General features: G+C 72.2%; 12 protein-coding genes and 2 tRNA genes. 5 read left to right on the top strand and 9 right to left on the bottom strand.

What is annotated here, in order from left to right; genetic code table 11:
* Positions 1-161 precede the first annotated feature (161 nt).
* Positions 162-235, bottom strand: a tRNA-Lys gene (locus AY578_RS11995).
* A gap of 196 nt (positions 236-431) precedes the next feature.
* Between AY578_RS11995 and AY578_RS11990 the strand changes: the two genes are divergently transcribed.
* The 3 genes from AY578_RS11990 (at position 432) to AY578_RS11980 (ending at position 3,752) form a co-directional block, all read left to right on the top strand.
* Positions 432-1,724 (top strand): peptidoglycan-binding protein, encoded by a 1,293-nt coding sequence (locus tag AY578_RS11990; RefSeq protein WP_028959189.1) that lies wholly within the window; start codon positions 432-434, stop codon positions 1,722-1,724.
* An 80-nt stretch (positions 1,725-1,804) separates the two neighbouring features.
* The gene (locus tag AY578_RS11985) at positions 1,805-3,007 is read left to right on the top strand and encodes an SPFH domain-containing protein (protein ID WP_258902347.1); all 1,203 of its coding nucleotides are present in this window, start codon (positions 1,805-1,807) and stop codon (positions 3,005-3,007) included.
* A gap of 139 nt (positions 3,008-3,146) precedes the next feature.
* Positions 3,147-3,752 (top strand): lytic polysaccharide monooxygenase auxiliary activity family 9 protein, encoded by a 606-nt coding sequence (locus AY578_RS11980; RefSeq protein ID WP_258902346.1) that lies wholly within the window; start codon positions 3,147-3,149, stop codon positions 3,750-3,752.
* Positions 3,753-3,827: 75 nt separating this feature from the next.
* Here AY578_RS11980 and AY578_RS11975 read toward each other — a convergent pair.
* Positions 3,828-3,901 (bottom strand) — tRNA-Lys (locus AY578_RS11975).
* Positions 3,902-4,253: 352 nt separating this feature from the next.
* Here AY578_RS11975 and AY578_RS11970 point away from each other — a divergent pair.
* A complete protein-coding gene (locus tag AY578_RS11970; protein WP_202414786.1) occupies positions 4,254-4,805 on the top strand; it encodes a DUF2690 domain-containing protein in 552 nt (183 codons plus the stop codon).
* Positions 4,806-4,820: 15 nt separating this feature from the next.
* Here the strand turns inward: AY578_RS11970 and AY578_RS11965 are convergent, their stop codons facing one another.
* The 5 genes from AY578_RS11965 to ehuB all read right to left on the bottom strand — a co-directional run bounded on the left by AY578_RS11965 (position 4,821) and on the right by ehuB (position 8,818).
* Positions 4,821-5,579 (bottom strand): IclR family transcriptional regulator, encoded by a 759-nt coding sequence (locus tag AY578_RS11965; protein ID WP_019525142.1) that lies wholly within the window; start codon positions 5,577-5,579, stop codon positions 4,821-4,823.
* A gap of 195 nt (positions 5,580-5,774) precedes the next feature.
* The gene (gene ehuA / locus AY578_RS11960; protein ID WP_019525143.1) at positions 5,775-6,566 is read right to left on the bottom strand and encodes an ectoine/hydroxyectoine ABC transporter ATP-binding protein EhuA; all 792 of its coding nucleotides are present in this window, start codon (positions 6,564-6,566) and stop codon (positions 5,775-5,777) included.
* The gene (gene ehuD, locus AY578_RS11955) at positions 6,556-7,206 is read right to left on the bottom strand and encodes an ectoine/hydroxyectoine ABC transporter permease subunit EhuD (protein WP_028959193.1); all 651 of its coding nucleotides are present in this window, start codon (positions 7,204-7,206) and stop codon (positions 6,556-6,558) included. The genes ehuA and ehuD overlap by 11 nt, the downstream gene beginning before the upstream one ends.
* On the bottom strand, positions 7,203-7,907 hold the full coding sequence (gene ehuC / locus AY578_RS11950; RefSeq protein ID WP_028959194.1) for an ectoine/hydroxyectoine ABC transporter permease subunit EhuC: 705 nt from the start codon (positions 7,905-7,907) through the stop codon (positions 7,203-7,205). Before ehuC ends, ehuD begins: the two co-directional genes overlap by 4 nt.
* Positions 7,904-8,818, bottom strand: a complete 915-nt coding sequence (gene ehuB / locus AY578_RS11945) for an ectoine/hydroxyectoine ABC transporter substrate-binding protein EhuB (RefSeq protein ID WP_028959195.1) — start codon at positions 8,816-8,818, stop codon at positions 7,904-7,906. The genes ehuC and ehuB overlap by 4 nt, the downstream gene beginning before the upstream one ends.
* Positions 8,819-8,915: 97 nt before the next feature.
* Between ehuB and AY578_RS11940 the strand changes: the two genes are divergently transcribed.
* Positions 8,916-9,410 carry a DUF3830 family protein gene (locus tag AY578_RS11940; RefSeq protein WP_258902345.1) on the top strand — a complete coding sequence of 165 codons (495 nt, stop codon included), beginning with the start codon at positions 8,916-8,918 and terminating at the stop codon, positions 9,408-9,410.
* Here AY578_RS11940 and AY578_RS11935 read toward each other — a convergent pair.
* Positions 9,391-10,779 (bottom strand): amidase, encoded by a 1,389-nt coding sequence (locus tag AY578_RS11935; RefSeq protein ID WP_258902344.1) that lies wholly within the window; start codon positions 10,777-10,779, stop codon positions 9,391-9,393. The two genes, AY578_RS11940 and AY578_RS11935, sit on opposite strands and share 20 nt — an antisense overlap.
* A gap of 20 nt (positions 10,780-10,799) precedes the next feature.
* The gene (locus AY578_RS11930) at positions 10,800-11,747 is read right to left on the bottom strand and encodes a D-2-hydroxyacid dehydrogenase (protein ID WP_258902343.1); all 948 of its coding nucleotides are present in this window, start codon (positions 11,745-11,747) and stop codon (positions 10,800-10,802) included.
* Positions 11,748-11,844: the final 97 nt, after the last annotated feature.

Raw genomic sequence — 11,844 nt, 5'->3', positions numbered from 1 at the left:
GGTGCGGACCGGGCAAAGGGGGCGAATGTGACGCCCGAGGGTGTCCTGTGGTGTCACAGTTCCGTACGGGGCGCGGGAGCGTTGTGCTCAATGAAGGCGAGAGAGTTTCCGGCCAAAAAGCGACGGGGCCCCTCGTGGTAACGAGGAGCCCGTCGTGTCGGTGCGCCGCCAGGGACTCGAACCCCGGACCCGCTGATTAAGAGTCAGCTGCTCTAACCAACTGAGCTAGCGGCGCCTGCTGACGGCAGAACTCTACAGGACGCCGGAAGGTGCTCGTGACCACCCCGGCCCGGCCCTCGCCACCCGGGGCGTCCGGTGGAGGGGCGCTTTACATCATTCGGACCGTCAAAGTGCGCGCCCGGAAGACCGTTGCGACACTGACGCTCGTGCGCAGATGCGGAGAAACGTTCCGGGAATGTGAGGGAAATCGCATGGAGTCTCCGGTGTGCGAGGAATTCGGTCCGGCCGGAGACCACGCGTTGCCCCGCCGCACGGGTGAACGGCGGGAGCGGCCGCTTCCCCGCACGGGCCGGCTGCGGCGCTCCCTGGCGCACCGCACCGCCCTCGTGGTGGCCGCGGTCACGTCCGCCGCGCTCGGCGCCCACCCGGTCCCCGCGGCCGCCGCCCACGACACCCGGGTCTCCGCCGGCCAGGGCGTCCCCGCAGACCGGGGCAGCGGCGGCGGGCAGGGCGTGCCGGGTCCGCTGTTCGGGCAGGAGGGGCGCACGGGTCCGGCGCTGCCGCCCGGGACGGTCCCCGCGATCAGCAGGACGGACATCGTCAAGCGGGCCGCCTCCTGGGTCACCCAGAAGGTCCCCTACAGCGTGTCCTCCTACTGGTCCGACGGATACCGGCAGGACTGCTCGGGCTATGTGTCGATGGCCTGGAAACTTCCCGGCAACGAATGGACGGGCAGCCTCGCGCAATACGGCGAGAAAATCACCAAGGCCGAACTCCAGCCGGGCGACATCCTGCTGTTCCACAATGCGTCCGACCCGTACAGCGGTTCGCACGTCGTCATTTTCGGCGGGTGGGCGAACTCCGCCCGCACCCAGTACATCGCCTACGAGCAGACCCCGCCGGGCGCCCGCAAGATGACCACCCCGTACGCCTACTGGAGCAACTCGGCGCGCTATGTGCCCTACCGCTACAAAGGCGTGACCGACGGCGCCGCGGGGGCCGCTCCGGAGACCGCCGTGCCCGCCTCCGTGCCCGAGCCGCAGGTGGCGGATTCCTCCCTTGTCACCGAGGGCGCGGACGCCCTCGGGCCGGGCGGCGGGGTGCTCGAGCCCGCCCTGCCGGACGGTTCGCGCGAACCGGACGCCGGGGAGGGGTCGGCCGGTGTGGCGCCGGCCCGGCGGGGTGTCGCCGCGGACGGTGCTCCCGGGCCGTCGGGACGACGGTCCGGCGGGGCTCCGGATGGCTCAAACGGAGGTTCCGCTTCTGCCCCGGCGGGCCTTCTCGCCACCCCCGGCTCGCACGGGGTGACGGGCTATCCGGGCCGGGCGCCGTTCCGCCCGGGCGCGGAGAACGAGCACGTCACCCGGCTGGGCCGGCAACTGGTGGCCAAGGGGTTCGGCCGGCACTACACCCAGGGGCCCGGCCCGCGCTGGGGCGAGGAGGACCGGCGCAACGTGGCCGACTTCCAGCGGGCGCAGGGCTGGCGGGGCCGGGCGGCGGACGGCGTCCCGGGCCCGGAGACCTGGCGGCGGCTCTTCGCCTGACCCCTACCGGGGCGCCGGGCGGTCCGCCCCCGCCCGAGTCCCTCGATGTGACGCATCTGGCGCGGAGGCTGGAGGCACGCATGACCACCACGACATCCCACATCCCCGAGCACGTCCCCGAGTCGGAGGGGCCCGACGGCGGCGTCGCGGCCGCCCGCCCGGCCCGGCTGATCCACACCGAGTCCACCACCGAGATCCCCGTCCACCTGCTGTTCCGCGAGGAACCGGCCGCGTCCTCCTCGGCACCTCCCGCCGAGGTGAAGCTGCGGCCCGCGGTCGTCGGGCACCGTCCCCCGCCCGAGCAGGCCGAGCAGCCCGAGAAGTCCGCGAAGTCCGCGAAGTCCGCGAAGGACGACCGGGACACGCGCGACATCGGCCTACGGGCCCGTCCGTCCGCGCCCGGCGTCGACCCGGAGATCGCGGAACGCCCCGCGCGGGTGCTGCCGGGAATCGCCGGGGTGCTCGCGGGGACGTTCGGCGCGGCGGGCTGCGCGGTCACCGCGTGGTGGTCGGGCGTGCTGCCGCCGCTCGCCGTGGAGGCGCTCGGGGTGTCCGCCGGGACCGGCGGCCTCGGGCCCGCGCAGTGGGCGGCGTTCGCCGGGGCCGGGGCGCTCGGGCTGTTCGGCTTCGGCGGTCTGGCCCGCGGGCGGACCGGGCGGGCCTGGGTGCTGGAGCTGTTCGGCCGGTACCGGGGGACCGTGCGCGCGACCGGACTGCTGTGGGTGAACCCGCTGTTGCTGCGCCGCCGCGTGGACGTGCGGCTGCGGCACTGGCGCGGTGACCCGCTCCCGGCCGCCGACCGGGGCGGGGTCGCGCTGCGGGTGGCGGTGCTGGTGGTGTGGCGGGTGCGGGACACCGCGCGGGCGACCCTGGGTGTCGAGGACCACCAGGGGTATCTGCGGGCGTGCGTGGAGGCGGCGCTGCTGCGGGTGCCGGTGGCCGCGCCGGGCGCCGGACGGGGCGCGGTGCAGGCGACGCAGGACGCGCTGACCCGGCTGGTGGCGGCGGACGCCGGGCCGGTCGGGGTGGAGGTGTGCGCGGTGCGTCCGCTGCGGGTGGAGTACGCGCCGGAGGTGGCCGCCGCGATGCACCGGCGCAGGGTCGCGGCGCTGGACGCCCGGCACCGGGCGAGCGTGGTCGGCTCGGTCGTGGACTCGGTGGAGGACACGGTGACCCGGCTGACCATGCGCGGTCTGCTGGACCTGGACGACTACGAGCGCCGGACGCTGGTGAAGGACCTGACGGTGGCGTTCTGCGCGGGTCGGGGGGACACCGGGGCCTGAAGGACGTGGCACCGGCGGGGCCCGGCAGCGGAGAAACAGCCTCCGTGATTGGTATGGACATGTTCAACTAACGTCCCTACGCTGAGACTTGGTCTAGACCTGCACCCCCTGACAACCCCCACACTCCAGGAGCGGCAGCATGCGTAAACGGACCAAGCTGTACGCGGCCGCGGTGGGACTGGCCACGACCGGAGCGCTCATGCTCTCCTCCGGCGGCGCCAGCGGCCACGGCTACACCGACCTGCCGGTCAGCAGGCAGAAGCTCTGCCAGAACGGCGGCGTCTCCAACTGCGGCGCCATCCAGTGGGAGCCGCAGAGCGTCGAGGGCCCCAAGGGCTTCCCGTCGGCCGGACCCGCCGACGGCAAGCTCTGTTCGGCCGGCAACGCGTCCTTCGCCCCCCTCGACGCACCGCGCACCCCGTCCGGCGGCGCCTGGCCCACCACCCGGGTGACCGGCGGCCAGGAGTACGCCTTCCGGTGGCAGTTCACGGCCATGCACGCCACCACGGACTTCAAGTACTACGTGACCAAGCCGGGCTGGAACCAGAACCACAACCTGTCCCGGTCCGACCTCAACCTCACCCCGTTCCTGACCGTCCCCTACAACGGCCAGCGCCCGCCGCAGACCCTGTCGCACAGCGGCCGGCTGCCCACCGGGCTCAGCGGCCACCACGTGATCCTCGCGGTGTGGACGGTCCATGACACGGGCAACGCGTTCTACGCCTGCTCGGACGTGACCTTCTAGGCCGGTCAGGCTTCGGCCCGGCAAGGATCCAGGCACGTCAAAGGGCCTCTCGCTCCCACGAGAGGCCCTTCTCGGTGCGCCGCCAGGGACTCGAACCCCGGACCCGCTGATTAAGAGTCAGCTGCTCTAACCAACTGAGCTAGCGGCGCATGACTCCCGCCGTCCGCTTTCGCGGTCGGCGACGAAGAAAATAGTACCTGGTTCCCGAGGGTGCTCCGGACCACCGCCGGGCGGAACGCGGTGGCGCTCCGCCGCCGTCGCGCGCCGCCCGCCGGCCGGGCGAGTGCCGACGTGTCAGGCGGCCCAGGGCCCGGACCACGCGGCCGCTCGTCCCCGGGGTCCAGCGTGTCGTCGACGTCACCGTCGGGCATTCCCGCTCCCTTGTGCGCCCGTGGAGCGACCGTGCGCCTGTTGCCCGGCCGGGCGGGAGATCGTTCGGCGGGGTGAGAGGCGCATGGGCGAGGGCGCGTGCGCAGTGAGACGAGCACCAAGGCGAGACCCATGACGACTGGCAGTTCCGACAACGGTTCCACGACCCCTTCCGGGCCCTCGGCGCAGCCGCCCCAAGGGCGGCGCTGGTGGAACGGCCCGACCTCCGTGACCCTCGCCGTGGCGGTCGTCGGCGCCGTGGCGGCCGCCCTTCTCACTCCGCTCGGCGAGCACGTCATGAACGCGGTCCTCGACGAGCCCACCTGCCCGGGTGAGGCCTGCGAGGGGAAGAACCCCGGCCGCCAGGGCTGCGACGACGGCGCCGCCACCTTCAAGCCGCCCGCCGGCAACCCCGCCGAACTCTCGATCCGCTACAGCAAGGAGTGCCAGGCGGTGTGGGGGAAGATCGAGCACGGAGCCAAGGGGGACCTGGTCACGGTCGAGGCCGTCGGAGGCGCCGTGCGCGCCGCCGAGATCAAGTACGACGACGACACCTACACCCCCATGGTGCGCGTGGGCGACGGCGAGTTCGAGGTCATCGTGTGCGCGGTCCCCAAGGCCGGCGGCGAGAGCACGTACGAGCACTACTGCATCCACGGGTCCGAGGTGACCGCATGGCGGTGACGGACGGGCCGCCGCTCAGATCGCCAGCGACAGCAGCACCGGGGCGGCGTTGCGGTTGAGGGTGTCGGCGGCCCGGCGCAGCCGGTGGGCGTGCTCCAAGGGCAGGGACAGCGCCAGGCATCCGGCCGTGGATCCGGCGGTGAGCGGGACGGCCGCGCAGACCGTGCCGACCGCGTACTCCTGGAGGTCGAGCACCGGAACCGTCGGCGGCTGCGCGGCGAGCTTCGACAGCAGCACTCGGTCGCTGGTGATGGTCCGGGAGGTGAGCCGGGCCGGGCGGTGCCGGGACAGGTGGTCGCGCCGGCCGTCGTGGTCAAGCTGGGTGAGCAGGCTCTTGCCGACCGCCGTGGCGTGCGCCGAGTAGCGGAAGTCCACCCACTCGTTGACCTTCGGGGTGGCCGGGGAGTCGGCGTACTGGGTGAGGCTGACCTCGCCGTCGACGTACCGGCTGAGGTAGACGGCGGCGCCCACGGAGTCGCGCAGCCGGTCGAGGGTGCGCTGGAGGGTGTCCCGCAGCGCCTGCCGGTGTCCGTCGGCGGAGCCGAGCCGGACGAAGGCCGCCCCGGTGACGTAGCCGCCGTCGGCGATCTGCTCGACGTAGGCCTCGCGGCGCAGCATGCGCAGGAGGGTGGTCAGCCGCTCCGTGGCGATGCCGGTGTCGCGGGCCAGTTCAATCTCGTTGATTCCTGTGCTGCGCCGCGCCACCGTCTCCAGGACGCGCAGTGCGTCCTGGACCGAGTGGTACGACGCGGTCGGCTCGTGCCTCAGCGCCACGGTTTCCCCCTGCGCTCGCTCGTAGGGCCGCAATCCGGTCAACGAATCCCCTCCACGATAGCCGTCAACGGCTTTGTGGAAGGCGGGGGTTGACAAGATTGCGGCCCTCTGAACTGCGGCACCGACCCTCTGGCATATGCCAGTGGTATGACCCAGGGCGTGGACCTCGGGTGATGCGCCGGGCGCGCTCCGTGACTACAGGACCGCGCTCAGGAATTCCCGCGTCCGGTCGTGCTCCGGCTCGTTGAAGATCTTCTCCGGCGAGCCCGCCTCGATGACCCGGCCCGAGTCGAACATCAGTACCTGGTCCGAGATGTCCCGCGCGAAGTTCATCTCGTGGGTCACGCAGAGCATGGTGATGTCGGTCGAGCGGGCGATGTCCCGCAGCACGTCCAGCACGCCGGCCACCAGCTCCGGGTCCAGGGCCGAGGTGACCTCGTCCAGCAGCAGCACCTGCGGGCGCATCGCCAGCGCCCGGGCGATCGCCACCCGCTGCTGCTGGCCGCCGGAGAGCTGGGCCGGGTGCTTGTCGAGGTGGTCGGTCAGCCCGACCATCTCCAGCAGCTCCCGCGCCCGCTCCTCGGCCGCGTCCTTGGACATGCCGAGCACGGTGACCGGGGCCTCGGTGATGTTCCGCAGCACGGTCATGTTCGGGAACAGGTTGAACTGCTGGAAGACCATGCCGATCTTCTTGCGGACCTCGCGGACCTGCTTCTCCGGCGCCGGGAACAGCTGCTGCCCGTCGACGGTGATCACGCCCTCGTCGGGCTTCAGCAGCGTCATCAGCAGCCGCAGGATCGTGGTCTTGCCGGACCCGGACGGGCCGATCAGCGTCACGTGCTTGCCGGCGTCGACCGAGAAGTCCAGGTTGTCCAGGACCGTGTGGTCGCCGAACCGCTTCGTGACCCGCTCCAGCCGGATCAGCTCACCCGTCGCGCGCGGGGTCTCGGGCTTGTCTTCGAACGGGGCATGGGTGTCAGTGGACAAGGCGTCGCTCCAGGGCTCGCAGGGCAAGGGAGGCCAGGTAGGAGATGACGATGAAGGCCACGCCGATCACCGTCAGGGGCTCGGTGAACTGGAAGTTCTGCTGGGCGAACAGCCGTGCCTGGCCGAGCATCTCCAGCACGGTGATGGCCATCAGCAGCGGGGTGTCCTTCAGCATCGAGATGACGTAGTTGCCGAGCGCGGGCACCACGCGGCGCACGGCCTGCGGCAGGATCACCACCGTCCACGTCCGGCGCAGCGGCAGGTTCAGCGCCGTCGCCGCCTCCCACTGGCCCACCGGCACGGCCTCGATACCGGCGCGGTAGACCTGCATCGTGTACGTCGAGTAGTGCAGCCCGATGGCGAAGACGCCGGTGGTCAGCGCCGAGAAGGTGATCCCCCACTCGGGCAGCACGTAGAAGAGGAAGAACAGCTGCACCAGCAGCGGGGTGTTGCGGATGAACTCCGTGACGCCGCCGACCGGCCAGGTCACCCAGCGCGTCGGCGCCCGCATCAGCAGCGCCCACACCAGGCCCAGCGCGAAGGAGATCAGCGAACCGAACACCAGGATCTGCAGGGTGACCCACAGACCGTCCCAGAAGTACGGCATGAAGTCGGCGACCGCGCCCCAGTCCCACGTCACGAGACACCACTTCCCTCAGGCACGCGCCCGGCGGCGGTGACCTTCTTCCGCGGCGCCTTGCCGACGCCCGCCTTCAGCTTCTTCTCCAGCCCGCGCATCGACCGGGTGAGCAGGAAGGCGATGACGAAGTAGATGAGCAGGATGTACGTGTAGATCTCCGCGCTCTCCTGCAGCGCCAGGCGCACCAGGTTGGCGCTGAACGCCAGGTCGCCCATGCCCATGACCGACACCAGGGCGGTGCCCTTGAGCAGCTCGACCAGCAGGTTGGAGAACGGCGGGATCATCTCCGGCACCGCCTGCGGCAGCAGGATGAGCTTCATCCGCTGCCAGGGCGTGAAGCTGAGGGCGATGCCGCCCTCGCGCTGGGCCGGGTCGACCGCGGCGAGCGCGCCGCGCACGATCTCCGAGCCGTACGCCCCGTAGGTCAGGCCGAGCGCCAGGGTGCCCGCCCACAGCGGCACGAGCTGCCAGCCGAAGGCCGGGGGCAGCACGAAGAACACCCAGAAGATCATCACCAGTGCGGAGGTGCCGCGGAACACCTCGGTGTAGAAGCCCGCGAGGAAGCGGACGATCCACAGCCGGTGGGTGCGGGCGACGCCGACCACGAACGACACCGCGGTGGCGAGCAGTCCGCTGAGCACGAGCAGCTGGATCGTGACCCAGACGCCCTCGAGTACGCGTTCCCAGAGTCCGGAAGTCATCCGCCGCAGAGCTCCTTCGCGGTCAGATCGGTCATCTCGTCCTCGGTGAACCCGAACGGCTTGAGGATCCGCAGCAGCTCGCCGCTCTTCTTGAGCTTCGCCAGCTCCACGTTGAAGGCGTCCCGCAGCTTGGTCTCGGTCGGGCGGAACGCGAACGCGCCGCCGTCCACGTGCGGCTTGCCGCCGACGAGGGGCTTGAACGGCTCGGTCGCCTCGGCCTTGTTCGACTTCTTGACCACCTCGCGGGTGGTGAGGGCGGTACCGGCGAAGACGTCGACACGTCCGGCCTCGACGGCGTTCAGGCCGGCCACCTGATCGGGGACGATCAGGATGTCGCTCTCCTTGTAGCCGGCCTCCACGGCGTACGCGATCTCCGCGTAACCGGTGCCGGTGGCGAACTTCGCCTTCTTCTTCACGACGTCCTGGTAGGTGCGCAGCCCCAGAGGGTTGCCCTTGCGGACGATGAACGAGTCGAGCATCTGGTAGTCGGGGTCGGAGAAGATGACCTGCTCACAGCGCTCGGGGTTCACGTACATGCCCGCGGCCACGACGTCGAACTGCTGGGAGTTCAGCCCGGGTATGAGCGAGCCGAACTCGGTGGGCACGGGCTGCACCCGGTCCACCCCCAGCCGTTTGAAGATGACCTCGGCCAGCTCGGGCGCCTCGCCGGTCAGCTCACCGTCCTTGTCGATGTAGCCGAACGGGATCTCGCCGGCGATGCCCAGCCGGACCACGCCCGCCGCCCTGAGCCGCTCGAGCAGGTCGCCGCCGTCCGTCGTGGACGCCGTCGGAACCCGCGAGCACCCCGCCGCGCCCAGCGCGCCGAGCGCCGCGACCCCCGCGAGCAGCGACCGACGCGAGGGCCCGGAGGTCCCTGTGATTCGTCTCAGTGGTTGAAGTGGTGGAGCCATGGCGGCGCGGCTACCCGAACCGATGCGAGTTATTCCGGCCAGTTTCGGCCCCGTCCGGCGGTGGGGCGGTCTTGACCGGCACGGGACCATGGAGTGCATGGCCGACCGATTCCTCGAGATCTCCCTGGTCAAGCGTGAGGTGACCGGCATCGCGCGGCTGCTCGACGACCGCGCCCCGATCACCTGCGGAGCCGTCTGGAAATCTCTCCCGCTGTCCGGCGACGTCTACCACGCCAAGTACGCGCGCAACGAGGTCTACGCCCTCTTCCCGCCCTTCGCGGACCGGGAGCCACCCCTGGAAAACCCCACGGTCACCCCCATTCCGGGTGACCTGTGCTATTTCACCTTCTCCGGCGCCGAGTTGGGCACCACGTCCTACGGCTACGACCGCGAGGTCCGCCCCGGCTCCACCGTGGTGGACCTCGCGCTCTTCTACGAACGGAACAACCTGCTGCTCAACGGCGACGTCGGCTGGGTCCCCGGCATCGTCTGGGGGCAGGTGGTGGAGGGCCTGGACGCCCTGGCCGACGCCTGCAACGACCTGTGGCGCACCGGCGCCGCGGGGGAGAGGCTCAGCTTCCGGAGAGCGTAACCCCCGCCTCGTCCAGCGCGTGCGCCGCCCGCAGCACCAGGTCGTCCCGGTGCCGCGCGGCCACCAGCTGCAGCCCGACCGGCAGCCCGTCCGCCAGACCCACCGGCACACTGGCGGCGGGCTGCTGCGTCATGTTGAACGGATACGTGAACGGCGTCCACCCCGTCCAGCGCCGGTGCCCGGACCCGCGCGGCACCTCCGCTCCCGCCTCGAACGCCGTGACCGGCAGCGTCGGCGTGACCAGCAGGTCGTAGGTGTCGTGGAAGCGGCCCATCCGCCGGCCCAGGTCCATCCGCACGTCCACCGCGGCCAGATAGTCCAGAGCCGACAGCCGGCTCCCCTCGCGGACGATCTCCCGCAGCCCCGGGTCGAGCCGTTCCCGCTGCTCCCGGCCCAGGGCCTGCGTCACCCGCGCCGCGCCCGCGAACCACAGGGTGTGGAAGGCCTCCACCGGGTCGGCCAGGTCCGGGTCGGTCTCCTCGACGTACGCGCCGAGCCCCGCCAGCCGCTCCACCGCCCGCCGCACCACGGCCGCGACACCCGGGTCCACCCGCACCTGTCCGCCCAGCGACGGCGAGAACGCCACCCGCAGCCCGCGCACCCCGCCGCCCAGCGCCTCCGGGAACGATCCCGGGCCCGGCGGAAGCGCCGACCAGTCACGGGAGTCCGGCGCGGCGATCGCGTCGAGCAGCAGCGCCGCGTCCGCCGCGGTCCGGGTCATCGGACCGACGTGCGCCAGCGTCCCGAACGCGCTCGCCGGATACAGCGGCACCCTCCCGTACGTCGGCTTCAGCGCGAAGATCCCGCAGAACGCCGCCGGGATGCGCACGCTGCCCCCGCCGTCCGTGCCCAGCGCCAGCGGCCCCGCGCCCAGCGCCACGGCCGCCGCCGCGCCCCCGCTGGACCCGCCCGCCGTACGCGACGGGTCGTGCGGGTTGCGGGTGATCCCGCTGAGCGGGGAGTCCGTCACGCCCTTCCAGCCGAACTCGGGCGTCGTCGTCTTCCCGAGGAACACCGCGCCCCGCTCCCTCAGCCGCGCCACCGACGGCGCGTCCTCGTCCCACCGCCCCGCCGGGTCGACGGTCCGGGACCCCTTCAGGGTCGGCGCGCCGCGCAGCAGCAGGATGTCCTTCACCGTGACCGGCACCCCGTCCAGCGGCCCGAGCTGCTCGCCCCGCCGCCACCGCGCCTCGGAGGCGGCCGCCCGCTCCAGCGCCTCCTCGGCGAGCAGCCGCACGAACGCGTTCACCTCGGGCTGGATCTCCTCGGCCCGGCGCAGCGCGGCGCGGGTCACCTCCACGGGGCCGAACTCGCCCTTGCGGTAGCCGTCGACGAGCCGGGTCGCGGTCAGTTCGGTGAGCTCGGACATCCACACTCCCTGGGAAGACGTCAGTGACCCGGTACATACCCGCGTCGCTTGTCCACCACGTTCACCAGCGGCCGGCCCGCCTCCCACAGCTCGTACAACTCCACGAACTGCGCCGCCAGTTCGTCCCGCCAGCCGACCGTGTCCCCGCTCATGTGCGGCGAGAGGACCACGCCCTCCAGCTCCCACAGCGGGCTGCCGGCGGCCAGTGGCTCGGCCGTGAACACGTCCAGCGCCGCCCCCGCGATCCACCGGTCGCGCACCGCCCGCACCAGCGCCTCCTCCACCACCAGCTCGCCCCGGCCCACGTTGACGAAGTGCGCCGACGGCTGCATCAGCCCGAACCGGCGGGCGTCGAACATCCCCCGCGTCTCCTCGGTCAGCGGCGCCGCGGCCACCACCCAGTCCGCGCGCGCCAGCAGCCGGTCCAGGTCCTCAGGGCCGTGCACCCCGGCCCGCGCGGCACGCCCCACCAGCGCGGTCCGCACACCGAGCGCCTTCAGCGTGCCGGCCACCGCCCGGCCGATCGGCCCGGACCCCACCACGCACGCCCGCGTCCCCGCCACCCGGCGCGTCTCCCGGTGCAGCCAGGTCCGCTCCCGCTGGAGCCGCAGCGTCCGCGGCAGGTCCTTGGCGAACGCGAGGACGAGACCGGCGACGTACTCGGCGATCGGACCGTCGAAGACACCGCGCGCGTTGGTCACCACCGTGTCGGACGCGGCGAGTTCGGGACAGAGCAGATGGTCAACCCCGGCGCTCGCCGTGTGCACCCAGCGCGGCCGGGGACCCTCGCCCGGCCACGCCCGGCGCACCGCGTGCGAGGTGAAGTCCCACACCAGCAGCACGTCCGCGTGCGGCAGCCGCTCGGCGAGCGTCGACTCGTCCGCGTGCTCGATCCGCACCCGGCCGGTGAGCCCGCCGAGACGGGGGAGCGGTTCGGCGTCCAGGACAAGCAGCGTGGGCCTGGTCATGGGCCTCGTCTCCAGGTGGCTCGGATGCGGTGCGGCGGCCCCGGCGAAGGCCGGTGACGACGAGTTAACCGGGTGTTGACCGGGGGGTGACCCGGGT

Source organism: Streptomyces thermocarboxydus, assembly GCF_024760485.1.
In the GTDB taxonomy this organism is placed as follows: domain Bacteria; phylum Actinomycetota; class Actinomycetes; order Streptomycetales; family Streptomycetaceae; genus Streptomyces; species Streptomyces cellulosae.
The sequence above is the reverse complement of the archived record's forward strand: the minus strand, read 5'-3'. Positions and strand labels throughout refer to the sequence as shown.